This window comes from Ruminococcus sp. B05 (genome assembly GCF_003628495.1).
Taxonomy (GTDB): domain Bacteria; phylum Bacillota; class Clostridia; order Lachnospirales; family Lachnospiraceae; genus Schaedlerella; species Schaedlerella hominis.
On sequence record NZ_RBZR01000008.1, the window covers coordinates 85,796 to 112,378 of the forward strand.

At 38.5% G+C, this 26,583-nt stretch carries 24 protein-coding genes; 1 reads left to right on the top strand and 23 read right to left on the bottom strand.

The window, feature by feature from the left end; all coding sequences use genetic code 11:
- Positions 1 to 34: 34 nt before the first annotated feature.
- The 9 genes from guaB to D8Q48_RS08090 all read right to left on the bottom strand — a co-directional run bounded on the left by guaB (position 35) and on the right by D8Q48_RS08090 (position 11,283).
- Positions 35 to 1,489, bottom strand: a complete 1,455-nt coding sequence (guaB, locus tag D8Q48_RS08050; RefSeq protein ID WP_117989385.1) for an IMP dehydrogenase — start codon at positions 1,487 to 1,489, stop codon at positions 35 to 37.
- A gap of 256 nt (positions 1,490 to 1,745) precedes the next feature.
- Positions 1,746 to 3,371, bottom strand: coding sequence for a chaperonin GroEL (gene groL / locus D8Q48_RS08055; protein ID WP_117989386.1), 1,626 nt, complete (start codon positions 3,369 to 3,371; stop codon positions 1,746 to 1,748).
- Positions 3,372 to 3,457: 86 nt separating this feature from the next.
- A complete protein-coding gene (locus D8Q48_RS08060; protein WP_022076041.1) occupies positions 3,458 to 3,745 on the bottom strand; it encodes a co-chaperone GroES in 288 nt (95 codons plus the stop codon).
- Between the two features lie 132 nt (positions 3,746 to 3,877).
- Positions 3,878 to 4,189, bottom strand: a complete 312-nt coding sequence (locus D8Q48_RS08065) for a hypothetical protein (RefSeq protein WP_022076042.1) — start codon at positions 4,187 to 4,189, stop codon at positions 3,878 to 3,880.
- 111 nt (positions 4,190 to 4,300) lie between these two features.
- A complete protein-coding gene (codY, locus tag D8Q48_RS08070) occupies positions 4,301 to 5,080 on the bottom strand; it encodes a GTP-sensing pleiotropic transcriptional regulator CodY (protein ID WP_022076043.1) in 780 nt (259 codons plus the stop codon).
- A gap of 308 nt (positions 5,081 to 5,388) precedes the next feature.
- Entirely contained in the window at positions 5,389 to 7,467 is a 2,079-nt protein-coding gene (gene topA / locus D8Q48_RS08075; protein WP_117989448.1) for a type I DNA topoisomerase, read from the bottom strand.
- Positions 7,468 to 7,519: 52 nt separating this feature from the next.
- Entirely contained in the window at positions 7,520 to 8,626 is a 1,107-nt protein-coding gene (gene dprA / locus D8Q48_RS08080) for a DNA-processing protein DprA (protein ID WP_117989387.1), read from the bottom strand.
- A gap of 2 nt (positions 8,627 to 8,628) precedes the next feature.
- Positions 8,629 to 10,161: a YifB family Mg chelatase-like AAA ATPase gene (locus D8Q48_RS08085; RefSeq protein WP_121056164.1), complete on the bottom strand. Its 1,533-nt coding sequence runs from the start codon at positions 10,159 to 10,161 to the stop codon at positions 8,629 to 8,631.
- A gap of 201 nt (positions 10,162 to 10,362) precedes the next feature.
- Entirely contained in the window at positions 10,363 to 11,283 is a 921-nt protein-coding gene (locus D8Q48_RS08090) for an NTP transferase domain-containing protein (protein ID WP_117989389.1), read from the bottom strand.
- A gap of 200 nt (positions 11,284 to 11,483) precedes the next feature.
- Here D8Q48_RS08090 and sigK point away from each other — a divergent pair, with 200 nt between their 5' ends.
- Complete coding sequence (sigK, locus tag D8Q48_RS08095; RefSeq protein WP_117989390.1) at positions 11,484 to 12,122, top strand: RNA polymerase sporulation sigma factor SigK; 639 nt, start codon at positions 11,484 to 11,486, stop codon at positions 12,120 to 12,122.
- On the opposite strand, the gene pepT is transcribed toward sigK, so the two are convergent.
- The 14 genes from pepT to mtaB all read right to left on the bottom strand — a co-directional run bounded on the left by pepT (position 12,100) and on the right by mtaB (position 26,472).
- Positions 12,100 to 13,317, bottom strand: a complete 1,218-nt coding sequence (gene pepT / locus D8Q48_RS08100; RefSeq protein ID WP_118688878.1) for a peptidase T — start codon at positions 13,315 to 13,317, stop codon at positions 12,100 to 12,102. The genes sigK and pepT overlap by 23 nt on opposite strands.
- Positions 13,318 to 13,378: 61 nt before the next feature.
- Positions 13,379 to 15,082 carry a peptide ABC transporter substrate-binding protein gene (locus D8Q48_RS08105; protein ID WP_117989392.1) on the bottom strand — a complete coding sequence of 568 codons (1,704 nt, stop codon included), beginning with the start codon at positions 15,080 to 15,082 and terminating at the stop codon, positions 13,379 to 13,381.
- A 68-nt stretch (positions 15,083 to 15,150) separates the two neighbouring features.
- Complete coding sequence (locus tag D8Q48_RS08110; RefSeq protein ID WP_121056165.1) at positions 15,151 to 16,188, bottom strand: ABC transporter ATP-binding protein; 1,038 nt, start codon at positions 16,186 to 16,188, stop codon at positions 15,151 to 15,153.
- The gene (locus D8Q48_RS08115) at positions 16,181 to 17,251 is read right to left on the bottom strand and encodes an ABC transporter ATP-binding protein (RefSeq protein ID WP_117989394.1); all 1,071 of its coding nucleotides are present in this window, start codon (positions 17,249 to 17,251) and stop codon (positions 16,181 to 16,183) included. Before D8Q48_RS08115 ends, D8Q48_RS08110 begins: the two co-directional genes overlap by 8 nt.
- A 20-nt stretch (positions 17,252 to 17,271) precedes the next feature.
- The gene (locus D8Q48_RS08120) at positions 17,272 to 18,618 is read right to left on the bottom strand and encodes an ABC transporter permease (protein ID WP_121056167.1); all 1,347 of its coding nucleotides are present in this window, start codon (positions 18,616 to 18,618) and stop codon (positions 17,272 to 17,274) included.
- A gap of 2 nt (positions 18,619 to 18,620) precedes the next feature.
- Positions 18,621 to 19,562, bottom strand: coding sequence for an ABC transporter permease (locus D8Q48_RS08125; protein ID WP_118688877.1), 942 nt, complete (start codon positions 19,560 to 19,562; stop codon positions 18,621 to 18,623).
- Positions 19,563 to 19,855: 293 nt separating this feature from the next.
- Positions 19,856 to 21,079 (bottom strand): U32 family peptidase, encoded by a 1,224-nt coding sequence (locus D8Q48_RS08130; RefSeq protein WP_121056169.1) that lies wholly within the window; start codon positions 21,077 to 21,079, stop codon positions 19,856 to 19,858.
- A 21-nt stretch (positions 21,080 to 21,100) separates the two neighbouring features.
- On the bottom strand, positions 21,101 to 21,775 hold the full coding sequence (locus D8Q48_RS08135) for an O-methyltransferase (RefSeq protein ID WP_121056171.1): 675 nt from the start codon (positions 21,773 to 21,775) through the stop codon (positions 21,101 to 21,103).
- Positions 21,776 to 21,778: 3 nt separating this feature from the next.
- Entirely contained in the window at positions 21,779 to 23,449 is a 1,671-nt protein-coding gene (locus D8Q48_RS08140) for a ribonuclease J (RefSeq protein ID WP_117989449.1), read from the bottom strand.
- 47 nt (positions 23,450 to 23,496) lie between these two features.
- Entirely contained in the window at positions 23,497 to 23,955 is a 459-nt protein-coding gene (locus D8Q48_RS08145) for a Fur family transcriptional regulator (protein WP_118688875.1), read from the bottom strand.
- Positions 23,956 to 24,010: 55 nt separating this feature from the next.
- Entirely contained in the window at positions 24,011 to 24,271 is a 261-nt protein-coding gene (locus D8Q48_RS08150; RefSeq protein WP_022076059.1) for a DUF1292 domain-containing protein, read from the bottom strand.
- Between the two features lie 11 nt (positions 24,272 to 24,282).
- Positions 24,283 to 24,711 carry a Holliday junction resolvase RuvX gene (ruvX, locus tag D8Q48_RS08155; RefSeq protein WP_117989400.1) on the bottom strand — a complete coding sequence of 143 codons (429 nt, stop codon included), beginning with the start codon at positions 24,709 to 24,711 and terminating at the stop codon, positions 24,283 to 24,285.
- A gap of 7 nt (positions 24,712 to 24,718) precedes the next feature.
- Entirely contained in the window at positions 24,719 to 24,982 is a 264-nt protein-coding gene (locus tag D8Q48_RS08160) for an IreB family regulatory phosphoprotein (RefSeq protein WP_022076061.1), read from the bottom strand.
- Positions 24,983 to 25,164: 182 nt separating this feature from the next.
- Positions 25,165 to 26,472, bottom strand: a complete 1,308-nt coding sequence (mtaB, locus tag D8Q48_RS08165; RefSeq protein ID WP_118688873.1) for a tRNA (N(6)-L-threonylcarbamoyladenosine(37)-C(2))-methylthiotransferase MtaB — start codon at positions 26,470 to 26,472, stop codon at positions 25,165 to 25,167.
- Positions 26,473 to 26,583 lie beyond the last annotated feature (111 nt).

A 26,583-nucleotide genomic window follows, 5' to 3' on the forward strand; every position in this document is an offset into this window, starting at 1 on the left:
CATTCCATACTGACCAATATTTAAACTTTTTATACTACTGTTCTACACTATAGTTTGGCGCTTCTTTTGTAATATGAATATCATGTGGATGACTTTCTTTTAATGAAGCAGCTGAAATCTTCACAAACTGTCCGTTTTCTTTCAGTTCTTCAATTGTAGCAGTTCCGCAATATCCCATACCAGAACGAAGTCCACCCATGAGCTGGAATACAGTATCTTCTACTAATCCTTTATATGCTACACGACCTTCTACACCTTCCGGAACTAATTTCTTTGCATTCTCCTGGAAGTAACGGTCTTTGCTTCCATTCTCCATAGCGGAAATAGAACCCATACCACGATATACTTTATATTTTCTTCCCTGGTATAATTCAAATGTTCCTGGGCTTTCATCACATCCGGCAAAGATGCTTCCCATCATACATACATTTGCTCCGGCTGCAATTGCTTTTGTCATATCTCCTGAGAACTTGATACCTCCATCAGCAATGATCGGAACTCCGTATTCTTTTGCCACTTCATAACAATCCATAACAGCAGTGATCTGTGGAACACCAATTCCCGCAACAACACGTGTTGTACAAATAGATCCAGGTCCGATACCAACTTTAACAGCATCTACACCAGCTTCAATTAACGCTCTTGTTGCTGCTCCTGTTGCAACATTACCTGCGATAACCTGAAGGTCCGGATATTTTTCTTTAACCATACGAACTGTCTTGATTACGTTTGCAGAATGTCCGTGTGCTGAATCCATAACAATCACGTCTACTTTAGCTTTCACAAGGGCTTCTACTCGCTCCAGACAATTTGCCGTGATACCGATTGCAGCACCGCAAAGAAGTCTTCCCTGAGAATCTTTTGCTGATAATGGGTATTTAATCTGTTTTTCAATATCTTTGATTGTAACAAGTCCTTTCAGATTACCTTCTGCATCTACAATTGGAAGTTTCTCTTTTCTTGCTTTTGCAAGGATTTTCTTTGCTTCCTCCAATGTAATTCCTTCCGGTGCTGTAACAAGACCTTCTGATGTCATAGACTCTTTAATCTTTTTAGAGAAGTCTTCTTCGAATTTTAAATCACGATTCGTAATAATACCTACAAGCTTTCTTCCTTCTGTAATCGGAACACCTGAAATACGGTATTTTGCCATCAGATCATTCGCATCTGCCAGTGTATGTTCCGGTGAAAGATAAAATGGATCTGTAATAACTCCGTTCTCTGATCTCTTTACCTTATCAACCTCTTCTGCCTGCTGTTCAATACTCATGTTCTTATGAATGATACCGATTCCTCCCTGACGAGCCATTGCAATTGCCATACGATGTTCTGTAACAGTATCCATGCCTGCACTCATCATTGGAATATTCAGTTTAATTTTTTTTGTTAAATGTGTCGATAAATCTACTTGATTTGGAATCACTTCTGAGTATGCCGGAACCAGCAACACATCATCAAATGTAATTCCTTCTCCAATAATTTTACCCATGATTATTATTCCTCTCTTTCTCCAAACGTAAATATTGTCGTAAATATTTATCTGATATACTACAAAAATTAAGTATACTTGTCAAGAGTAATCTCGCACCAAAATTTGAATTATTTGTTCTTTATTTTATACCCATTATTTTTGCTAATATTCTTTTATAACCCTATCTATTTAACCTGTCAAAATTGCATTCTGATATGTCGAAAAAGAGCCCGGTAAACTACCGAGCTCTTTTCTATTTTTGATAGGATGCTTATTACATCATACCCATTCCGCCTGCTCCACCAGCTGGCATTGCAGGAGTATCTTCTTTAATTGTTGAAACAACAGACTCTGTTGTTAATAATGTAGAAGCTACACTTGTTGCATTCTGTAATGCGCTTCTTGTAACTTTAGCCGGATCAAGAATTCCTTCTTTTACCATATCTACATACTCTTCCTTATATGCATCAAATCCAACTCCCGGCTCTGATTCTCTGACTTTATTAATTATAACAGATCCTTCCAGTCCTGCGTTATGAGCAATGTGGAACAATGGTGCTTCCAGTGCTTTTAGAATAATTTGAGCACCTGTTTTCTCATCGCCTTCCAATTCATCAGCAAGTTTTGCAACTTCTTTTGAAGCGTGGATGTATGCAGAACCACCTCCTGCGATAATTCCCTCTTCAACAGCTGCTCTTGTTGCATTCAAAGCATCCTCCATACGAAGTTTTGCTTCTTTCATCTCTGTCTCTGTTGCAGCACCAACACGGATTACAGCTACTCCACCTGCCAATTTTGCAAGTCTTTCCTGTAATTTTTCGCGATCGAAATCTGATGTTGTTTCATCGATTGCTTTCTTTATCTGCTCAACTCTTCCGTTGATAGCTTCTTTATTTCCACAGCCATCTACGATAACTGTATTCTCTTTCTGAACTTTTACAGATTTTGCACGTCCAAGCTGATCCATTGTAGCCTCTTTAAGATCCATACCGAGCTCTTCTGAAATCACCTGACCACCTGTCAAAATAGCGATATCCTGAAGCATCTCTTTTCTTCTGTCACCATATCCTGGTGCTTTTACAGCTACTACATTAAATGTTCCACGCAATTTATTTACGATCAATGTTGTAAGAGCTTCTCCTTCGATATCTTCAGCAATAATCAAAAGTCTTGCTCCAGACTGAACGATCTGCTCCAAAACAGGAAGGATATCCTGAATGTTAGAAATCTTCTTGTCTGTAATCAAAATATATGGATCATCCAGAACTGCTTCCATCTTCTCCATATCTGTTGCCATGTAAGCTGAAATATAGCCACGGTCAAACTGCATACCTTCTACAAGGTCAAGCTCTGTCTGCATTGTTTTAGATTCTTCGATTGTAATAACTCCATCGTTAGAAACTTTTTCCATTGCATCTGCTACCATCTGTCCAACAGACTCATCTCCTGAAGATACAGCTGCAACTCTTGCAATCTGCTCTTTACTTGTTACTTTGCTGCTCATATCTGCAATTGCTTCTACAGCTTTATCTGTTGCTCTTTTCATACCTTTACGAAGTACGATTGGGTTAGCACCTGCTGCCAGGTTCTTCATTCCTGCATTAACCATTGCCTGTGCAAGAACTGTTGCTGTTGTTGTACCATCTCCGGCCACATCATTTGTTTTAGCAGCAACTTCTCTGATAAGCTGTGCTCCCATGTTCTCAAATCCATCTTCAAGTTCAATTTCTTTTGCAATTGTAACACCATCATTTGTGATCAATGGTGCTCCAAAAGATTTATCCAATACTACGTTTCTTCCTTTTGGTCCGATTGTTACTCTTACTGTATCAGCAAGTTTGTTCACACCTGCTTCTAATGCCGCTCTGGCTTCTGCACCATATTTAATTTCTTTTGCCATGATATAACTCCTCCAATTCTATCTTGCAAATCCTGCTTCTCATTTTAAAAAGCGGATAATGTTCTCCGCCTTCTTATTCTTCTATATTATGCCTCAACGATTGCTAAGATATCGCTCTGTTTTACAACGATATATTTCTCGCCTTCCAGCTCTACATCTGTTCCTGCATATTTAGAATAAATAACTTTATCTCCAACTTTCACCTGCATTGTTACTTCTTTTCCATCTATATTACCACCAGGTCCGACTGCGATTACTTCTGCCTCCTGTGGTTTTTCTTTTGCCTGTCCAGGTAATACAATACCAGACTTTGTTGTTTCCTCTGCTTCTAACTGCTTCAATACAATTTTATCACCTAATGGTACTAATTTCATTGTAATTCCTCCTTAAAAAGCTATTTATTAGCACTCATTTCTCTTGAGTGCTAACCCATGAATATAAAATAACACTCTGCTAACTATTTGTCAACAGAGTTTATAAATTTTTCTTTTTTTCTTTATCTATATTTATTTGTTCTTTCTGTCCAAAACATAAAACCCGTTTTCAATCCGAAATACCAGTATATTACCATTTTCTGACTGATAACGTTCTTTCACCACTCCGCTGCAAGATAGTAATTCTGTTCTTGTTGAAATATAACACTGGTATTTTGCATCAAGTGAAATCGCTTTAAGATCGTTCTCTCTCAATTTTAAATAAATATAATCTTCTTCCATATCATAGCGGAACACCTGACAGCGATGTGTTGCATCATCAAATACTCCGTCCGCTGAAATTGTTTTTATCATTTGCAGTGCAACTGCATTTCCTTCGTACATTTTCGGTCCTCCTTTATATTATTCTGCATCTTTGAAAATTATGAATCCTTCTTTTTTCTGAAAACGAAAGGGCATCAGAATACTGATACCCTTTCTGGTTGAACTTTCAAATTACATTCTTTCTTTTTTAATCTTCTCTAATTCTGTGAATACATAATCATTCAACACTTTGATATAAGTACCTTTCATTCCTGAAGAACGCGATTCAATAACTCCTGCACTTTCAAATTTACGCAATGCATTTACGATCACTGATCTTGTGATTCCGACGCGATCCGCAATCTTACTTGCCACAAGGATTCCTTCTGTTCCATTCAATTCATCAAAAATGTGAACAATTGCCTCAAGTTCTGAGAAAGATAATGTACTGATCGCAGACTGAACGATATGCTCTTTTCTTGTCTCCTCTGCGCTTTCTTCATTAACAGAACGAAGCATCTCAAGTCCGACTACTGCTGTTCCGTACTCACTCAAAATAATATCATCAATCTCATATCCTTCATTTTGCTTGTAGATAAACAAAGTTCCAAGACGCTCTCCTGCAATATCGATTGGTGTGATAATTGCCTGATAGCCTTTCACAACATCCCCTGAAAAACCAAGAGTCTCAAGATTGACATTCTCTTTTGTAGATAAAATGCTAAGCAAACGCTCATTCAACATCTTATCGATATGAGCACCCACACGTTCTTCCAATAATTCTTTGATTTCTTTTACATTGACTGACTTACTTGTCCCCAAAACTTTGCCTTTTTTACTTACAACCAGTACATTCGAATCAAGAATTTCTGTCATAACAGCGCAAATATCATTGAATACAACCTTGCTCGAATTATTATTATGCAATAATTTATTGATTTTTCTTGTTTTATCTAATAACTGTACACTCATCATTTTCCTCCATGTCCGAATTGTATGTACAACTCATATTAAATCACCATATAAGGGTATATTATCATACAATTCCTAACTTTTCAATCAAAGTGCTCATATTTCTTTCGAATATTTCATTCAAGTCGAACGTCCGTGAGACTTGGCGCGTGATTCTGGTCAGCGAAGCTGACATATTCCTATCAGAATCACTGCGCATCCTCGCAGAGCGTTTATCTCAGTCGGAGATTGGACTCCCACTGAGACAAGTTTGCTATTATTCACCACCTAAAGAGGTGGGAGTCTTCTCGACTTAGATAAACTTTTTATTATGCGTTCTCTTTTTCAATTGTCTCTACATATCCACATTTTTCATCGGCGCAAACCAGCTTATTTCCCTTTTCAACCATGTAGCCTCCGCATTTCGGACACTTCTTTTTCGATGGTTTCTGCCAAGACATAAATTCACATTCCGGATTATTCTCACATCCGTAGTAACGTCTTCCTTTTTTCGTTTTTCTGATTACAACTTCTTTGCCACAAACAGGACACAAAACTCCAATCTTCTCAAGATATGGTTTTGTATTTCTACATTCCGGGAATCCGGGACATGCAAGGAACTTTCCATGTGGTCCGTATTTTACAACCATATTACGGCCACACTCTTCACATATCACATCAGTAACTTCATCTTCAATCTTAACACTCTCCAGTTCCTTTTCTGCAATTTGAACTGCTTCATCCAAATCCGGATAGAAATTACGGATTACTTCTTTCCATGCAACCTTTCCTTCTTCTACCATATCCAGAAGGCCTTCCATATTTGCTGTGAAACTCACATCCACAATACTTGGGAAGGACTGCTTCATGATATTATTTACAACTTCTCCGATTTCTGTCATATACAGGTTTCGGCCCTCTTTTGTAACATATCGTCTTGCAATAATCGTTGAAATTGTCGGTGCATACGTACTTGGTCGTCCAATTCCCTGCTCTTCCAATACCTTTACAAGAGATGCTTCTGTATAATGTGCCGGTGGCTGTGTGAAATGTTGTTTTGTTTCATCCTCTTTCTTTGTAAGAACAGATTCTGTACTTAATCCGTTCACAAGAACATTACTTACTTCCTTTTCTTCATCAGCCTCTGTATAAACTGTGCGGAATCCTTCAAACACACATCTTGATGTAGATACTGTAAATACATAGTTTGCCGCACCGATTTTTACAGAAGTTGTTTCAAACACTGCCGGTTTCATTCTACTAGCAGTAAAGCGTTTCCATATCAACTGATATAATCTAAACTGATCTCTTGTCAAGGAGTCTTTCAATGAGGCTGGTGTTCTTGTAATATCAGAAGGTCGGATTGCTTCATGCGCATCTTGAATCTTTTTACCTGTCTTTTTCTCTGTACTGCCTTCCGTTACAAACTCACTGCCATAAGTCTCTGAAATATAACTTCTTGCTGCTGCATCTGCTTCCTCTGAGATTCGTGTTGAATCTGTACGCAGATAGGTAATGACACCGACTGTTCCATTCCCTTTAACATCAATTCCTTCATACAACTGCTGTGCAATACGCATTGTCTTCTGTGTTGCAAAATTTAACACCTTTGATGCTTCCTGCTGCAATGTACTTGTTGTAAATGGCAGAGGTGCTTTTCTTGAACGCTCCCCAGTTTTTATATCTGTCACTTTATATTCTGCATTCTCCAGCTCTTTTAAAATCTGATTCATCTCTTCCTCTGAATGAATCGTCATTTTTTTATCAGCTGTTCCATAAAATTTCGCAGTCAATGGACGTTTTTCACCTTTTACTTTTAAAATTGTATCCAGTGTCCAATATTCTTCCGGAATAAACGCATTAATCTCATCTTCACGATCTGCAATAATACGCAATGCAACAGACTGCACTCGACCTGCACTCAAACCTCTCTTCACCTTTGCCCAAAGCAGCGGACTGATCTTGTATCCAACCATACGGTCCAATGCACGACGTGCCTGCTGAGCATCCACAAGATCCATATCAATCTCTCTTGGTGCTTTTAATGATGCTTTAACTGCATTTTTTGTAATTTCATTAAATGTGATACGACGCATCTTCTTGTCGTCTAATTTTAACGCCGCTGCAAGATGCCAGGAAATGGCTTCTCCCTCGCGGTCCGGGTCAGTTGCAAGAAACACTTTGTCAGCTTTTTTTGCTTCCTTTCTCAGATTTGCAAGAATATCTCCTTTTCCTCTGATAGTAATATATTTTGGTTCATAATCATTCTCCACATCGATACCGAGCTGACTCTTTGGGAGATCCCTTACATGTCCATTTGAAGCTGCCACTGTATAATTGCTTCCTAAAAATTTCTTGATTGTTTTTACTTTTGCAGGTGACTCCACGATAACAAGATAATGTGCCATAAAAACATTTTCCTCCATTATAGGCAGAATTTCTGCCATTCATCTAGCTTTCTCATACTTTTATATAATAATTTTTTGATATTTCCCTAATTAAGCCTTGTATCTGTAATGCACTCAAAATTTGAAAAACTATAGAAACCTGTAGTCCTGTTTCCTCCATAATTTGATTCGCACTTTTAGGATAAAGACCAAGTGAACTATACACCAAATTTTCCTTTGTTTCAAGCACTTTTTTCTTTTCTTGTTCTTTTTCTTTAAATTCGACACTTTCCGCTACATTTACAATCCCAAGTTCTTCCAGTAATTGTTCCGGTGATAACAATATACCTGCACCTTGCCATATAAGCCTATTGCAGCCCGAACTCAAAGCACTATTAATTGGTCCAGGCAATGCATAGACATCTCGCCCTTGTTCCAATGCCATGTCAGCAGTAATCAATGAACCGCTTTTTTCTCTTGCTTCTATAACCAATAACACCTTGGAAAGGCCACTGATAATTCTGTTCCTTTTTGGAAATTGGAATCCCAAAGGTGGCGCTCCAAGTGGAAATTCTGATAAAATCCCACCACCTTGTTCGATAATATCATGATATAGACCTATATTTTCTCTTGGATAACAAATGTCCACACCATTACCAAGGACTGCAAATGTTTGTCCTCCTCCCATCAATGCTCCTCTTTGACTAATACCATCAATTCCTTTAGCAAGACCGCTGATGATCTGCACCTGATGTTGTGCAAGCTGTTGTGCAAATTCAAAAGCATATTTTTCTCCATATGGTGTACACTGTCTTGCTCCTACAATTCCCACACTATATTTTTCTGCTCTTGGCAAACTTCCTTTATAAAATATTGCATATGGTCTATCTGGTATCGACTGCAATTGTCGTGGATAATCTTCTTCATATCGTAAAACAACAGAAACTCCTTTTTTCTCTAACTCCTCTTGCACATAATCCGGATTCAACTCCTTTTGCGCCTGTTTTATCACGTTTTTTTCCTTTTCCGACAAAAAATTTAGTGTGTTTAATTCTGTTTCTTCTATATAATAAGCACGCTTGGCAAAATTCATATGCTCTCTTAATTTATTTTTTTTATTATCTGACAAATTCTGAATAGAAGCCAGCCAATATTCATATTTTTTCTCATCTTGTATCATTTCTATTTCCCCCAATATTTTTTATCCATAGCCCGATATCCTATGGCCTCCTGTAAATGTCTCAGCTCAATATTTTCCGACTCATCTAAATCTGCAATTGTACGTCCTACCTTCAATATTTTATAATATGTTCGTGCAGTTAAACCGAGCCTTGAAAATGCCTGCCGCATCATTTGTTCCTCTTTTTTTCCAAGTCTGCAATATTTCTCTAGCTGTTTTCCTTCCAATTCTGCATTAGTCAAAATTCCTGTTGTCTGATATCTCTTTTGTTGTATTTTTCTTGCTTTTGAAACACGTTTCCGTATCTCTTCAGACTTTTCTTCTCTTCTTTTTTCTTTCAAAACCTGATATTTCACTCTCGGCGCCTCCACACATATATCCATCCGGTCAAGAAATGGCTGACTTAATTTTCCGATATATTGCTGTATTTCTCTTTCTGTACACCGACATTTGTTCAAATCGGGATAGCATCCGCAAGGGCAAGGATTTAACGCTCCAACCAGCATAAAATTAGCTGGAAACTGATATGTCCCCTGTGCTCTTGTAATCCGAATCTGATGCTCTTCTAACGGTTGTCTCAGCACTTCCAGTACCTCTCTTGAAAACTCCGGTAATTCATCTAAAAATAAAACACCGCTATGTGCCAGACTGATTTCACCCGGTCTTGGAATTCTTCCGCCTCCAACCAAAGATGTTTTTGTTGCTGTATGATGTACACTTCGAAATGGTCTTGTACAAATAAGAGGATCTGTTTCTTCCAACATTCCCAACACACTATATATTTTTGTAATTTCTATGCTCTCTTCTCTTGTCATTTCCGGAAATATTGTTGGAATTCTCTTTGCAATCATAGATTTTGCACTGCCCGGAGGTCCGATCAACAATAAATTATGATTTCCTGCCACGGCAATTTCCGTTGCTCTTTTCACAGCAGCCTGTCCATAAACATCACTATAATCTAACGGTGGTTCAAGATTTTCACCACTATCTTTTGACGAATATAGTGTCGCATTAATTTTTGCTTCCCCGCTTAAAAACAACACCGTTTCTTCCAGATTTTCCACTCCGATTACTTTCATTCCTTCAACTAATGCACCTTCTAAGGCATTTGCTTTTGGTAAAACACAAGTTTTGATCCCTCTTTTTTTCGCTTCTAGTACAATCGGAAGAACACCTGTGACAGATTTCACATTTCCATCCAGACTTAATTCTCCCAGCATCATTACATTTTCCACCGATTCTTGCTCAAGCTGTCCCAATGCTGTTAAAATTGCTACCGCAATCGGCAGGTCAAACGCTGCGCCCCTCTTTTTAATCGTTGCCGGAGCAAGGTTTATAATTGTTTTTTTTGCCGGAAATTCCATCCCTGAATTGTGAATTGCCGTTCGTACTCTGTCTGTCGCTTCTTTTACTTCTGACGACAAATAGCCCACCATATGAAACATTGGAAGACCATTACTTACATCTGCTTCTACATTTACAAGCTCTACTTTAAGCCCGAATACAGCTGCAGACAGTACTGTACTAAATCCCATGTACGCACTTCCCTTCTTTATTTACTTTACTAAATTGGATTCTTTGACCGAAAATGGTCTTTTTGATGTTCGCTGACAAAGAATTCTTCAGCGGATATTTGTAACATGCATGTTTTAAAAAAAGAAAGAATAAACGCTATGCCATATTACACGCTTTATTCTTTCCTTGTATCTTAACTTGAATCAGATAAATTGTCAATTCTAATTTTGAAAAATCTCCTGATATTTTTTTGTTGTATAGCTCTCTACTGCCTGCTCTAATTGTTCGTATTTCTCCAGCATCTCTTTTCCTGCTTTCGATACACTTGCAGCTCCACCGAATTTTCCTCCGGGTTGTCTCTCTACAAGTGTTTGTCCGGACTCTCTTTCTGCGTCTCGGATCATCGACCATGCTTTGCTGTATGAGATTCCGGTTTTTTCTGATGCTTCTCTTACTGAACCCAGACTTTCGATTTCTCTAAGAAGTGTTACCATCCCTGGTCCAAAGAATGGTTTGCGATTTGTAAGTCTTACCTTTACCGTTGCCCTCATACGAGTCTCCCCATATTGTCTGACAATCTCATCACTGTCTTTCACACTGTCTGCACGTACTAAAATCCCTTCATCTTTAACAACTTCATAAGCAGGTTTCACCGAAAGACTCTGGATTGCTCCACGCAATCCTTTTTCTCCTTGGTATCCAAGAATTGACGCAACCAATGAAGCAGATATAAGTATTGGATGACCGGCATGATAATTCACCGAAGGAATTACCAGTTTGGCCGGATTCTTCATCAATTGTTCCACAGTATCCTTTGTAAATAATGCAATTTCTACCGGGCATACAAATATTCTTTCACATCTTGTCTCCAGATATGAAAGCCCCTTTTTCACACTGGAAAACATTTCTCCTTCATTGTCCTCCGTATCATATAAAAAGCTGACGCCGAACCCTCTCAATTCTTTTTTCAGATTTTCTTTTTCTTCTTTACAGACAACCACTATATCTTTGATTCCTGCACGCTGAAATGTCACCACAATCTGTGCCGCAATATTCAAATCATCTATCTCTTCCATTGGATTTTGTTTTTTTCCATGACCGCCATATCCAGATGCAACAATCACTGCACCAACACTATTCATCGTCTTTCCTCCTAATTACCGCTTCTTTTATTGTTACTTTATAATTACCTGTAAAATGTAATTCTATTTGTCTTGCTTTTATTATACACAAGAGTCGATATTTGGAAAAGCACCAATTTCTTCATTTCATCATAAACTATATTAAATTGTTTCTGTCTGAAATATATACAGAAACAGAATATTTTCTGTGAGGTATGCTTTTGAAATCTTTCCCTGCCCCGCTCACTTCTTCGGAAGAAAAGTATTATTTTCAAAAATATATTGAGGGAGACCTGCAGGCAAAACATATTTTAATTGAGCACAACCTTCGGCTAGTTGCACATGTTATAAAAAAATATCAATCTCTGGATGACGATTTAGAAGATTTAATTTCTATCGGTACAATTGGATTGATCAAATCAGTTATGACATTCAATAGTGAAAAAGGTAATCGACTGGCAGCCTATGCTTCTAAATGTATTGATAATGAAATTTTAATGTATCTGCGTTCAAAAAAGAAAACAAGCAAAGAAGTCTCACTTTATGAACCACTTGGAATTGACAAAGAAGGAAATGAAATTCAATTATATGATATCATTGAAACGAATGATGCCGATGCATCTGAATGTATCATGCTAAAACAAGATATACAAAAATTATATGAGGAGTTAGAATCTCTTCTAACTCCTCGTGAACGTCTTGTATTAAAAATGCGCTATGGACTTTACAACGGAGAGGAATATACTCAACGTGAAGTCGCACGACAACTTGGTATCTCAAGATCTTATGTTTCAAGAATTGAAAAAAGTGCCATACAAAAATTACGTTCATCCTTCTTTACTCAGCAAACTGTAAAATAATATTTTTAATAATTACAGTTGCTTTATCCATACCTTCTGCTGTGATATGTTCAAAAGCACCATGGAAACCATATCCGCCTGTTCCAAGATTTGGACACGGAAGACCTACAAAGCTGAGACGTGCACCATCTGTGCCTCCTCGGATTGGTGCAATATCAGCTTTTACTTCAGCCATCTCACATGCTTTTTTAGCATACTCAATCAATTCCATACATGGTTCTATTTTTTCACGCATATTACGATAAGAATCATTAAGCTTAAGTTCTACTGTTCCTTCTCCATATTTTTTATTCACAATTTCTGTAATATTTCGAAGTAATTCCTTACGATTTTCATAACTCTCTGAATTAAAATCGCGGATAAGATAACTCATTTTAGTTTCTTCTACAGTACCAGTCATTTCCATCAGATGGAAAAAGCCTTCATAGCCTTCGGTGTATTCAGGTGCTTCATCAACTGGCAGCATTCCCTGAATTTCCATTGCAATCTTTTGTGAATTCTTCATGATTCCTTTTGCTTCTCCAGGATGCACATTTACCCCATGCACGTAGAAATCCGCTGATGCTGCATTGAAATTTTCAAATTGAATCTCTCCTTCCGGACCGCCATCTACTGTATAAGCATATGGTGCCCCAAACACTTCCAGATTCATGTGTTTTGCACCGCTTCCAACTTCTTCATCTGTTGTAAAGCTGATGGATACTTTTCCATGCGGGATATTTTCTTTTATCAGTTCTTCTGCAACAGTCATGATTTCAGCAATACCTGCTTTATCATCTGCCCCTAAAAGGGTCGTTCCATCTGTCGTGATCAATGTTCTTCCAGTTAAAGTTTTTAAGGATGGAAATTCAGCAACAGATAATACCTTCCCAGATGTTCCTAAAGATACGTCATTTCCATCATAATTTTCAATAATCTGTGGATTTACATTTTCGCCACTATAATCCGGAGCTGTGTCCATATGAGCAATAAATCCAATTGCAGTACGCTCCTCATATCCAGGAGTTGCCGGAATATGTCCATATACATATCCAAACTCATCCATATAGGCATCTTCGATCCCTATTTCTTTCATTTCTTCTACTAATTGCTTAGCCAAATCAAACTGACGTGATGTTGTCGGTGATGTTGTACTTTCCTCATCACTTGTTGTCCAGATTCTGGCATACTCTAATAATCTTTCATATGCTTTCATATCTTCTCTCCTATTCTAAAAAAAGGAATCCTGCAAGCAGAATTCCTTTTTATTATAACATTTAGTTTGCCTGATGAGTATATCCGAAGAAGAAATATCCAAGTGGGCAATAGTATGTGCCTTCAATTCCATCAGCAAGCATGTATTTCTGTGTATAGAAGTAAAGTGGATTTACTACATAATCCTGTCCAACGAGAATATCCTCTGCCTGATGTAACAGTTTCATACGCTCTGCAGCATCTGAAGTAGCTTTAGCCTCTTTGATGATATTATCATACTCTGGATTAGCGTACTGAGCATCATTGTTTCCACCACCTGTCATCCACATATCAAGGAATGAAATTGGATCGTTGTAGTCAGAAATCCATCCGTTACGTGCAATAGAGTAATCTCCATTTTTACGTGTCTGAAGGAATGCAGCCCACTCCTGGTTGTTCAGAGTAACAGTTACGCCAAGTTCCTGCTCCCACATATTCTGAAGTGCTTCAGCAACGGCTTTGTGAGCATCACTTGTATTGTACAGATATTCTACAACTGGGAAGCCTTCTCCGTTAGGATATCCTGCTTCTGCAAGAAGCTGTCTTGCTTTCTCACAGTTAGCTTCATAATCCGCATCTGTTGGTGCATAGTAATCTCCACCTTCCTCACGGAAGTCTCCGCCATCAGCATCAGAAATACCAGATGGTACATAACCGCCGGCTTCAACCTGTCCAGACTGAGTTACTTTATTAACAATGTAAGTACGGTCAACAGCAAGTGTGAATGCCTCACGAACCTTCGGATTGTCAAATGGAGCTTTCTGTGTCTGGAAGCATACATAATATGTTCCAAGGTAGTTTAAGATTTTCATGTCGCCAGAAGCAATCAAGCTTGGAAGCTCTGCCTGTGGAGCATCCTGGATGAAATCAAGTTCTCCTGATTTGAAACCAGAAAGCATAGCGTTTGAATCATCCATCAATTTGAATGTAATTGTATCTGGTCCAAGATTTTCGTAATCATAGTAGTTCTCATTCTTAGCCATAACAATCTGTGAGTTATGTGTCCACTCTGTCAGTTTGTAAGAACCATTTGAGATATATGTTGATGGATCAAATGTCCACTGATCACCTTTTTCTTCAATGATATCCTGACGTACTGGCATTGTGGCTGGGAATGCACAGATTTCTTCAAAATATGGAACATCTGTAGTAATAGTAACTTCAAATGTCTTATCATCAACTGCTTTTACAGCAAGTTCAGAAGCATCTTTCTCTCCTGCAATGATTTCATTTGCATTTACAACGCTGTCAAGCATGTAGCTGTAGTCAGCTGCTGTAGCCGGATCTACAAGACGTTTCCAAGAGTATTCGAAATCTCCTGCTGTAACATCTTTTCCATCAGACCATTTGATACCGTCACGAAGGTGGAATGTATAAGTAACTGTTCCGTCTTCATTTTCAACTTTGTCATAGCTTTCTGCCTGACCATAAGTAAGCTCTGCGCTATCTACTGTTCCGTCAGATCCATCAGCTTCTTCTCCAGTATCCTGCCATTTCATCAAACCTTCGAATAAGTGGTTTGCCATAACACCACCATCAACAGTAGAGTTCAGAGCCGGATCCATAGTCATTGGTTCAGATGCAAAGTTTACTGTTACATTGAATCCATCGCTACTAGTTGTAGCTGCTTTGTCATCTTTTGCTGTTTCTTTGCTTGAACCACAACCTACAGCCATAGTGCAAGTAAGTGCAGCAGCTAAAATAACGGATAAGATTTTCTTTTTCATAGTTTCTCTCCTTCTTTCTTTTTATTGATAAACAGGTTCCCCTGTGTTATCCATGTCCAAGAGAAGTTTTACTTCTCAAGCAGGTGGCATGCCACCCAATGACCTTTTTCATATTCCTTGAATTCCGGTACACATTCCTTACATTTATCCATTGCATATGGACATCTTGTATGGAAACGACATCCGCTTGGCGGATTCATCGTAGATGGAATATCACCTTCCAGAACGATACGGTTTCTGCGTCTGCTTACTTCCGGATCCGGAACAGGCACTGCGGAGAGCAATGTCTGAGAATACGGATGCAGTGGATGACGATTCAGTTCAAAACTTTCTGCCAGCTCTACCATAGTTCCAAGATACATAACACCGATACGATGTGAAATATGACGAACAACTGATAAATCATGTGCGATAAACAGATAAGTAAGACCCATCTCCTGCTGCATATCTTCCAACATATTAACAACCTGTGACTGGATTGACACATCCAATGCCGAAATCGGCTCGTCACATACGATAAATTCTGGATTCACTGCCAATGCACGTGCAATACCGACACGCTGCTGCTGTCCACCTGAGAACTCATGTGGATAACGGTTTGCATGCTCTGTATTTAATCCTACACGTCCGAGTAATTCTTTAATACGATCTGTACGATCTTTTTTAGATGCACAGAGTTTGTGGATATCCAAAGCCTCTCCTACAATCTCTCCTACTGTCATACGTGGGTCAAGGCTGGCTGAAGGATCCTGGAAAATAATCTGCATCTTACGTCTGTAAGGAAGCATTTTGGCATGTTTTGCTCTCGGTACTTTGACCGGATGCATAATTCCATTTTCATCTCTCTCCCATGGGCTCTGACCCTCAAAAATTGTTTCACCATCATAAACAATCTTTCCTGACGTAGGTTCGTGAAGCTGGAGAATTGTACGTCCCAATGTTGTTTTACCACATCCGGACTCTCCTACTAATCCGAGTGTCTCTCCGCGGTTAATAAAGATTGAAATATCTTCTACTGCCTGGACTCCAGGTCCTTTTAATCCCTTGACCGGGAAATATTTTTTCAGGTGTTCAACCTGAACGAGCACATCATTTTTCTCACTCATGGCTGTCTACCTCCGTTTTTTCATTATTCTCATCATTAATCCATGCATGGTCTTTCTTTGCCTCATTCAGGCAATCCTGTACACGAAGCCAGCATGCTGCACGATGTTCTTCTCCCATCTGTACATATGGAGGCATCTTCTGCAGACAAATTTTCTTTGCATGTTCGCATCGTGGTGCAAATGGACACCCTTCCGGTGGATTCAACATATCAACCGGTGTTCCCTCGATAGGGATCAGACGCTCATATTTTTCTGCATCTACACGAGGCATAGAACGAAGCAGACCCATTGTGTATGGATGTCCCGGATTATAGAAAATATCATCTACCGGACCCTGCTCTACCATCTTACCTGCATACATAACGGATACTTTATCACAGATTTCTGCCACAACACCTAAGTTATGTGTGATAAAAATGATACCCATCTGATTTTTCTCCTGAAGCTTCTTCATCAGCTCCAGAATCTGTGCCTGGATTGTTACATCCAAAGCTGTTGTAGGCTCATCAGCAATCAGAAGTTTTGGATGACAAATAAGTCCCATCGCGATCATTACTCTCTGTCGCATACCTCCTGACAACTCGTGCGGATACTGTTTCATACGTTTTTCAACGTTATTGATACCAACCTGCTCCAGCATTTCCATTGCACGCTTTTCAGCATCTGCTTTGCTTACATCTTTATCATGTGCTTTCAATGCCTCTACAAGCTGATTTCCGATTGTATATACTGGATTGAGACAAGTCATAGGATTCTGGAAAATCATAGCTACTTCTTTTCCTCTGAAATCAACCATCTCTTTTGGTGTTTTAGAAAGCATATCCTGTCCTTCGAAAGTAATAGATCCTCCCACTACTTTTCCCGGATTCTGAAGTAATCCGATAACTGAATACGCTTCCACACTCTTACCAGAACCCGACTCACCAACGATACCCATAACTTCATTATAATTTACATCATAGGAAATACCGTTTACTGCTTTTACTTCTCCTGCCGGAGTAAAGAAAGAGACTTGGAGATCTCTGACTTCTAACAGTTTATGTTCTTTATTTTCCTGCTTCATTTTTCTCCTCCCTTTCTTTCTTATTTCTTCAATTTTGGATCCAATGCATCGCGAAGACCATCACCAAACAAGTTCAATGCCAGAATCATTACACTTAAGATAACCGCCGGAATAAACAGTCTGTACGGATATGTGCTAAGTCCGCTCAACGCCTCTGAACACATAGAACCAAGACTTGTCAGTGGTGCAGATACACCAACACCGACGAACGAAAGGAATGACTCCAAGAAGATTGCAGATGGAATCTGCAAGAATGTTGTTGTAATGATCTGTCCAATACAGTTTGGAAGCAGATGTTTTGTAATAATACGTGTACCTCTTTCTCCAAGTGCTCGAGCTGCTGTTACATACTCTTGCTGTTTTAACTGGAGAATCTGTCCACGGATAATACGGCTCATTGTTACCCAGTATAATAGACCAAATGCGATAAACATAGAAATCAAGTTAGGTCCTAAAATTGTAACTAAGTTCTGAAGTGGTCCGTTTCCTGAGTTCTGGAAACTCTCTAATGCAGGTTTCAACGTTGCTGAAAGCAACAAAATGATCAGCATCTCCGGAATAGAATATATAATCTCTACGATACGCTGCATTACAGTATCCACAACGCCTCCACAATATCCTGAGATAGAACCATATAATGCACCAATGATCAATACAATCAAAGCTGCACAAACACCAACGATAATAGAAACTCTTGTTCCCACCATAACTCGGACCATAATATCACGTCCTTGATCGTCTGTACCAAATACATGTGGGAATACATCCTCGCCGTCTGCTTTTTTCTGTAATTCTTTTGTTGAATATCCAAATGCTTTGTGTTTGATTCCAAGTGCTTTTGCAGCATCGTCTTCTGTGATTTTCTCATCACTTGCACTCTGCTGTTTTACGCTTGCTTTTGCACGAATCTTTGCTTCATCTACACGGCTTAAAGTTTTTCCCTCTTTTTCTGCCTTTGCTCTGGCCGCCTCAATAGCTTCATCCGGAGTCATATTTGCCTCTTCGTTATGCTCCTCCATATATGCATCGATTTTTTCCTGATCTTCTAATGTATAATGGCATGGATGTAATGACTCTGCCCCACGAGTCTGCTGCTTGTATGTGTAAGGAACCAGATTTGGTCCTACAAATGCAAAAATAACTAATATGATAATAATTGCAAATGCTACCATTGCAACTTTATTCTTACGTAATCTACGCCACGCATCCGCCCAATAAGAAACACTCTTACGGACTTTAATAAAATCCTCTTTCTCCTGAGCACTCGCATCTTCGAATGCATCTTCCGGCAATTCACTCCACTCTAAAATATCTTCAATATTCGGTTGAAGAGAGCCTGGTCTTTGATATCTTCTCTTTCCAGACATATTTAGTTTCCTCCCTTCGCCAAATTGATTCGTGGGTCTACCAATTTATAACACAGGTCAACCACAAGGTTCATAATAATAATAAATGTTGCCAAGAAAATTGTTGTTCCCATGATCAATGGATAATCTCGGTTCTGAATAGCCTGGATAAAATAACGTCCCAGACCTGGAATTGAGAATACCTGTTCTACAACCATACCACCACATAATGTGAACGCAATCTGAGGTCCCAAGTAAGTGATAACCGGGATCAATGCATTTCTTAATGCGTGTTTGAAAATAATCTTGCTGTTTTTCAGTCCCTTGGCACGAGCTGTTTTAATATATTCCTGATTAATAGAATCCAGCATTGCAGTTCTTGTCTGACGTGACAAATAACACATTGGATAAAAGCCAAGTGCCAGACATGGTAAGACATAACTCTTTGGAGTACCGTCAAACAAAGCTGGGAAGTACTTCATTCCTGGAATTCCTCCACAAAATACGTGAAGTAACATTGTTGCTACTACGAATCCTGGCATAGAAATACCAATCGTACATACAACACGTAAGAAACTATCCACCCAGGTACCTCGCTTATATGCCGCAAGACATCCCAAAGGAAGTCCTACTGCTATTGCCCACAATAAAGCGAAACTACCAATTTTTGCTGAAAGTGGAAACATTTCTTTAATAATGTCTAAAACCGCACGGTTTTTCTGCATCTTAATTGATGTTCCGAAATCTCCCTGAACAAGATTTCCTAAATATTTGCCCAACTGAACAATCAGGGGCTGGTCAAGTCCATATTTTGCATTTAACGCCTCAATTGTTGCCGGCGAAGGTGTTTTTTCAGATAACCACGGATTTCCCGGGATTGCGTTCATCAAAAAAAACGTAACACTTGCAACTACTAATAACGTCACAATTGCCATAAAGACTCTTCGTACTGTGTACTTTGCCATTTTTTACACCTTTCCTCTCCATTTCATACGTAAAGATGTCGACTAATTCTATATCGCTTTAGCACATTAAACTGTCGACAATTGTTTTAATTATACATTTTTTGGGCAGGTTAGTCAATAAGAACTATGTTTTTCACTCAATTCCAGCTCTATTTCTCACTTTTTTCTCTGTTTCTCTCAAAAATCACACCTAAAAAAAGCCCATTGGATCTTTTTTTCGTATAAATCACAACAAAAATAGCAGTTTAAAATCATAGATAAATTTCAAGCTGCTATTCTCTGTCTTACTTTATTTACTCTTTTCGTCTAATGATATCGTATTTATCGGCCTGCCCTGCAAGATCAATATACAAAACTTGTTTTGGGTGCGGAGCACTCTCTTGCTCCTCTCCGTCTTCATTTACAATCTTTCCAACTGCCACCTCAATATTTCTTCCATCCGGCTTCATAATTTCTATTGTCTCGCCTACTGAAAATTTATTACGTTGTTCAATGCGATACAGACCATCTTTTTCTTCTCCGATAATACCAAGATATGTGTATTCTTTCACATAAGTATTACTATCATAAATCTGTGAGTTTTCATCCGTTTTTCCAAAGAAGAAGCCTGTAGTAAACTGGCGGTATGTGCAATTTGATATCTGATCCAGATACCACGGCATATTCTTACGATAAATCTCTGGATCCTTCTGATAATCATCCAACGCCTTTCTATAAGTACGTGCCACTGTTGCAACATATAAAGCTGTCTTCATTCTTCCTTCAATCTTTAAACTATCAATTCCTGCATCAATGAGTTCTGGAATGTATTCAATCATACAAAGATCTTTTGAATTAAAAATATATGTTCCACGCTCGTTTTCATATACCGGCATATACTCTCCCGGTCTTGTTTCTTCGACAACCGCATATTTCCAGCGACATGGATGTGTACATGCACCTTGATTTGCATCTCTTCCAGTAAAATAGTTGCTAAGCAGGCATCTTCCTGAATAAGAAATACACATTGCTCCATGCACAAATGTTTCAATCTCCAAATCTTCCGGAATATTTGCGCGCAATTCTTTCAGTTCTTTCATCGATAATTCTCTTGCTGACACAACACGGCTTGCCCCTTGTTTATACCAGAAATTATAAGTTGCGTAGTTTGTATTATTGGCCTGTGTACTCACATGACGCTCAATCTCAGGACATACTTCCTTTGCAATTTCAAACACACCTGGATCTGCAATGATCAATGCGTCCGGTTTAATTTCTTTTAACTCTTCAAAATATTCTCTGACTCCTTCCAAATCATCATTGTGCGCCAGAATATTTGCTGTAACATAAACTTTCACATCATGTGCATGTGCAAATTCAATTCCTTCTTTCATATCTTCCATTGAAAAGTTCTTTGCTTTTGCACGTAAACCAAATGCTTCTCCACCAATATATACTGCATCTGCTCCAAATATTACCGCTGTTTTTAATACCTCCAGACTACTTGCCGGAATTAATAATTCAGGATGTCTTGACATATTCTTTTCCTTTCAATTCTACTATTTTCGTTCTCCAACTTTTGTATCTTTTTTGTTTAATTTCACACTGACAGCCACTCCATCCCCTAACGGGATAATTGATGTCAGCAGCTCTTCGTGATGCTTTAACTCATAGAGATATTCTCTCATTCTTGAATGGATTGTTCTGTCACGTCGCTCTACTGCAAACCTTGACTCTATAATATTTCCATCCTGCATCACATTATCTGAAACCAGTGTTCCTCCTGTTTTTAGTAAACGCATCACTTCCGGCATATAATGAATATACTGTCCTTTTGCTGCATCCATAAATATAAAATCATATGGTTCATCCAACATCGGAAGCACCTCCATTGCGTCTCCCTCTAACAGAGTAATCTGGGATTCTTTTCCTGCTCTTTTAAAGTTATTCCTTGCAATTGGAATTCTTTTTTCATAATTTTCAATCGTTGTAATTTCACACCCTGCTGGTGCATACTCACTCATCAATAACGCAGAGAAACCTACGGCAGTTCCGACTTCCAGAATGCGCATAGGTTTTTGAATCGTCAGAAGTACTTTTAGAAAACTCTGCATCTCTTTTCGAATAATCGGTACATAAGTACTCAATGCCTCGCTTTCAATCGCTTCTAATATTTCACTATTCTCTGTCTCCATGGAATTGATGAATGTAACGATACGTTCATCTACTATCATATCTTACACATCCACATCCATAATAATTGGGATAATCATTGGTCTTCTCTTTGTTTTTTTCCAAATAAAGTCATTCATTGTATCCCTGATTGTTAATTTGATCTTATTCCAGTCTGCATAGCGATTGCTCAGGCACTTATCCAAACTGTCGCTTACCGCTCTTCTTGCTTCTTCCATCAAGCCTTCTGATTCTCGTACATATACAAATCCACGAGAGACAATATCCGGTCCTGCCAGAAGACGGTTGCTTCCCTTCTCTAAAGTTAAAACAACAATAATAATTCCATCCTCAGCCAGATGCTGTCTGTCTCGAAGCACAATATTACCAACGTCTCCAACACCAAGACCATCTACCAGAATTGCTCCTGTGTGAACCTTATCTACCACTTTTGCGCTTTCATCGCAAAGCTCCAGAACATCTCCTGATTGAATAATAAATACATTCTCCTTTGGAATCCCAAGAGACATTGCAATTTCAGAGTTTGCTTTCAAATGACGATACTCTCCATGAACCGGAATCGCATATTTCGGTTTTACAAGAGAATAGATTAATTTCAATTCTTCCTGACAAGCATGCCCGGATACATGAGCATCCTGAAATATTACGTTTGCTCCCTTTGAAGATAATTCGTTGATCACACGTGAAACTGATTTTTCATTTCCCGGGATTGGATTCGAGCTAAATATAATTGTATCATTCGGCTGAATTGTAACCTTGCGATGCACATCTGCTGCCATACGAGACAAAGCAGCCATCGATTCTCCCTGACTTCCTGTTGTAATCAGCACCATCTTCTCCGGTGGATAATTCTTCATCTCATCAATCTCAATCAATGTATGCTCCGGTACATTCAGATAGCCAAGTTCTGAAGCTGTCGAAATAATATTCACCATACTTCGACCTTCTACAACTACTTTTCTTCCATATTTATATGCAGAGTTGATAATCTGCTGCACACGATCCACATTCGATGCAAATGTTGCAATAATAATTCGTGTATTCTGATGCTCTGCAAAAATGTGATCAAATGTAATACCTACTGTTTTTTCAGATTGAGTAAATCCTTTGCGCTCTGCATTGGTACTATCTGACATTAATGCAAGTACGCCTTTTTTACCAATTTCTCCAAATCTCTGTAAATCGATCGCATCTCCAAATACCGGTGTGTAATCTACTTTAAAGTCTCCTGTGTGTACCACAATTCCTGCCGGTGAATAAATTGCCAAAGCGGATGCATCCTGTATACTATGGTTTGTTTTAATAAATTCAATTCTGAATTTTCCTAAATTGATAGACTGACCATGACGCACAACTTTTCTTCTTGTAGAACGAAGCAAATTGTGTTCTTTCAATTTATTTTCAATAATTCCCATTGTTAATTTAGTTGTATAAATCGGAATATTAATTTCTTTGAGCACATAAGGCAAGGCACCAATATGATCTTCATGTCCATGAGTGATCACAAATCCCTTCACCTTGCTAATGTTATCCTTTAAATATGTGATATCCGGAATAACCAGATCAATACCAAGCATGTCATCTTCCGGGAATGCGAGACCACAATCCACAACAATAATACTGTCTTCATATTCAAAGGCTGTTATATTCATTCCAATCTGTTCCAGACCACCTAAAGGAATGATACGCAATTTTCCTGTATTTTGCTTTTTCAAAAATTTCACACCTCCATCTATTTTTTGTACTGACAAAAACCGGAGTTTTATTCTTGTTCCATGCATTGTTTACACACACCATAAAATTTCAACTCATGATCCACAATATGAAATCCTGTTTTTTCCTGAATATGCGTTTCCAATCCATCTAACAAATCACCATCAAACGGAAATACTTTCCCGCATTTCCTACATATTAAATGATGATGACTGTGTTTCATCTCACCTTCGAACAAATGCCCGATCTCATAACGCACACAACCATCATCCAGATTAATGCGGTCTATCAACTGCATCTCATATAAAAGTTGTAATGTACGATATACAGTAGCCAATCCAATCTCCGGATACTGCTGTTGTATCTGTGCATACAGCTCTTCTGCTGCCATGTGATTACCGCTGCTTTTTGCAAGCGTGGACAATACAAGCAGACGCTGCTGTGTAATCTTCAAGCCCCGTTCTTTTAACTTTGCCCGAAGTAGTTTCTCCACCTTTTCCTGTTCCATCGTCTACTCCAATTCCTGTGTAGTAAATCTATCGCAACTATCCTTTGTCGGATATTTACAATGTAATGTCAACATCTTCCAACAGTTCTTCAAACACCTTCGAAACTGCTGTCAATTCATTATCGTCTTCTACGATATCATACAGATTGTCCTGTTCATTTCCTGACTCTGTCTCTTTCAAAATCAGACATTCTGCATCATCGCTTTCATTATCAGCTACGAGTAAGTATGTAGCACCATTTAACTTTGTTTGCTCCAAAACGAAAAAGTCAACTGTTTCGTTTGTATCTTCAAATGTAAATGTAATCTTCTCCATAGGTCTCCCCTTTATTTTGAAATCTGCAGCGAATCCAGATATCCCTGTAATATAAATACTGCTGCAATCTTATCAATATACTTTTTCCGATCCTCTCGTCTTACTTTACTTTCAATCAATGTACGCTCCGCAGCAACCGTCGTCAGGCGTTCATCCCACATGATCACTTCAAGTCCGGTTCTTCGTTCTAACATTGCTTTAAATTCCAGTGACTTCTCTGCTCTCTCTCCCACATCATTGTTCATATGTTTTGGAAAGCCGAGCACGATCTTTTCTACTTCATATTCACGAATCAGTTCTTCGATGCGTGCACATGTGCGACGCAGCTTGTTTTCTTCTTTTCGTTCTATTGTCTCTATACCCTGAGCCGTCAGACCAAGTGCGTCACTAATTGCAACCCCAACTGTCTTCGTGCCATAATCCAATCCCATAATTCTCATAATTTAATTATTCCCATGAATTATTCTGAATATACGACTTCAATAACTCTTCTACCAGTTCATCTCTCTCCACTTTCATCACAAGACTTCTTGCTCCATTGTAACTTGTAATATAAGTTGGATCTCCAGACATAATATATCCAACAATCTGGTTTACCGGATTATATCCTTTTTCTTTCAACGCTTTGAAAACGATCTCTAAGATATCTTTTGCAGAAATCTGCGGACCTGGTTCAACCTGAAAGAATTGTGTATTACTCAAATCACTCATGTTTTTTTCCACCTTTCTCTTTTTATGTCTAACATTGTATTGTTTTCATTACCGGTCATTATTTTTATAACCCATAATAAATTTACATCTCGCATCTGTCCCAGACAGCCACAAAACATCCTCCGGCAAAACAAAGTTGCCAGATTCCCTACTTATCATTCTAATATAATCCCGTTTAAAATTCAATGGATAATTTGAGAATGGTCATCTATTCGCACCTTGACAATCTGATTCTGTAAATTTTCATCTGATTCCAATGCAACTTTTATATATTCTTTTGTGTGCCCGACTTGTACTTCTTTTCCGTTGATCTGTGCTGGTTCTTCCACAAGGATTTCCACATTTTTTCCAACCATTTCTTTCTCATATGCTTCCTGTTTTTTTGCTCCCAGCTCAATCAATTGTGCACTTCTTTCTGCCTTTATCTGTTCCGGCACCTGATTTTCCATCACAGCTGCCCTTGTTCCTTCTCGTTTAGAATATTTAAAAATATGTGTTTCATAGAAGTTTACTTTGTCGACAAATGCTTTTGATTCTTCAAACTCTTCTTCTGTCTCTCCCGGGAATCCTACAATTACATCCGTTGTCAACGCCGGGTGGTCAAAATATTTTCGCAAAAGCTCACACTTTTCATAATACTCACCCGTTGTATAGCGGCGATTCATACGTTTCAAAGTTGCATCACACCCGCTCTGTAAAGATAAATGGAAATGTGGACACATCTTCGGAAGTCCTGCTATTGTTTTAGCAAATTCTTCTGTGATGATCCTTGGTTCCAGAGATCCCAGACGAATACGTTCAATACCCGGAATTTCATGAACTGCCAGAATCAATGTCAGTAAATCTGTTTTCTTTCTCGCTTCCTGTTCTTCAAAATCAACTCCATAAGAACTCAGATGAATTCCTGTAAGAACAACTTCCTTATAACCATTTCCAGATAATGTTGTTACTTCCTGTACTACATCTTCCAGAGAACGACTGCGCACACGGCCTCTTGCAAACGGAATAATACAATATGAACAGAACTGATTGCATCCATCCTGTACTTTGATGTAAGCTCTTGTATGTTCTCCGGTGCGAGACAGATTTAGGTTTTCATATTCATTTGTATGATTAATGTCAATTACTTCCTCTGTTTTACATTTTGATTCATATTCATCTAAAATCTGAATCAAATCTTGTTTTTTATTATTTCCAATTACAATGTCAATACAGGAATCTAATTCATGATGTTCATTTTCCTGTGCCTGCACATAACATCCGGCCGCAACTACAATTGCATTCGGATTCATTTTTCTCGCACGATGCAACATCTGTCTGGATTTTCTGTCTGCAATATTCGTCACTGTACATGTATTAATAATATAAATGTCTGCGCCTTCTTTAAACGGAACAATTTCATACCCCTCTTTTTCCAGCATTTCCTGCATGGCTTCTGTCTCATACGCATTCACCTTGCATCCCAAATTATGCAACGCTACTTTTTTCATTAATTTTTCTCCTTCTATCGTTCTTTTTTCTATCAGTTTCTTGACTTTTATATTCCTATCTCGTAGAATAAGCTAAGAGGGAAAACCTCGTACTTTTTCGTATATCAAGGA

Excerpts from the sequence above, each read along its gene's own strand:
- guaB (WP_117989385.1), bottom strand. The coding sequence starts at position 1,489 with ATGGGTAAAATTATTGGAGAAGGAATTACATTTGATGATGTGTTGCTG.
- groL (WP_117989386.1), bottom strand. The coding sequence starts at position 3,371 with ATGGCAAAAGAAATTAAATATGGTGCAGAAGCCAGAGCGGCATTAGAA.
- D8Q48_RS08060 (WP_022076041.1), bottom strand. The coding sequence starts at position 3,745 with ATGAAATTAGTACCATTAGGTGATAAAATTGTATTGAAGCAGTTAGAA.
- D8Q48_RS08065 (WP_022076042.1), bottom strand. The coding sequence starts at position 4,189 with ATGTACGAAGGAAATGCAGTTGCACTGCAAATGATAAAAACAATTTCA.
- codY (WP_022076043.1), bottom strand. The coding sequence starts at position 5,080 with ATGAGTGTACAGTTATTAGATAAAACAAGAAAAATCAATAAATTATTG.
- topA (WP_117989448.1), bottom strand. The coding sequence starts at position 7,467 with ATGGCACATTATCTTGTTATCGTGGAGTCACCTGCAAAAGTAAAAACA.
- dprA (WP_117989387.1), bottom strand. The coding sequence starts at position 8,626 with ATGATACAAGATGAGAAAAAATATGAATATTGGCTGGCTTCTATTCAG.
- D8Q48_RS08085 (WP_121056164.1), bottom strand. The coding sequence starts at position 10,161 with ATGGGATTTAGTACAGTACTGTCTGCAGCTGTATTCGGGCTTAAAGTA.
- D8Q48_RS08090 (WP_117989389.1), bottom strand. The coding sequence starts at position 11,283 with ATGAATAGTGTTGGTGCAGTGATTGTTGCATCTGGATATGGCGGTCAT.
- pepT (WP_118688878.1), bottom strand. The coding sequence starts at position 13,317 with ATGAAAGCATATGAAAGATTATTAGAGTATGCCAGAATCTGGACAACA.
- D8Q48_RS08105 (WP_117989392.1), bottom strand. The coding sequence starts at position 15,082 with ATGAAAAAGAAAATCTTATCCGTTATTTTAGCTGCTGCACTTACTTGC.
- D8Q48_RS08110 (WP_121056165.1), bottom strand. The coding sequence starts at position 16,188 with ATGAGTGAGAAAAATGATGTGCTCGTTCAGGTTGAACACCTGAAAAAA.
- D8Q48_RS08115 (WP_117989394.1), bottom strand. The coding sequence starts at position 17,251 with ATGAAGCAGGAAAATAAAGAACATAAACTGTTAGAAGTCAGAGATCTC.
- D8Q48_RS08120 (WP_121056167.1), bottom strand. The coding sequence starts at position 18,618 with ATGTCTGGAAAGAGAAGATATCAAAGACCAGGCTCTCTTCAACCGAAT.
- D8Q48_RS08125 (WP_118688877.1), bottom strand. The coding sequence starts at position 19,562 with ATGGCAAAGTACACAGTACGAAGAGTCTTTATGGCAATTGTGACGTTA.
- D8Q48_RS08130 (WP_121056169.1), bottom strand. The coding sequence starts at position 21,079 with ATGTCAAGACATCCTGAATTATTAATTCCGGCAAGTAGTCTGGAGGTA.
- D8Q48_RS08135 (WP_121056171.1), bottom strand. The coding sequence starts at position 21,775 with ATGATAGTAGATGAACGTATCGTTACATTCATCAATTCCATGGAGACA.
- D8Q48_RS08145 (WP_118688875.1), bottom strand. The coding sequence starts at position 23,955 with ATGGAACAGGAAAAGGTGGAGAAACTACTTCGGGCAAAGTTAAAAGAA.
- D8Q48_RS08150 (WP_022076059.1), bottom strand. The coding sequence starts at position 24,271 with ATGGAGAAGATTACATTTACATTTGAAGATACAAACGAAACAGTTGAC.
- ruvX (WP_117989400.1), bottom strand. The coding sequence starts at position 24,711 with ATGAGAATTATGGGATTGGATTATGGCACGAAGACAGTTGGGGTTGCA.
- D8Q48_RS08160 (WP_022076061.1), bottom strand. The coding sequence starts at position 24,982 with ATGAGTGATTTGAGTAATACACAATTCTTTCAGGTTGAACCAGGTCCG.
- mtaB (WP_118688873.1), bottom strand. The coding sequence starts at position 26,472 with ATGAAAAAAGTAGCGTTGCATAATTTGGGATGCAAGGTGAATGCGTAT.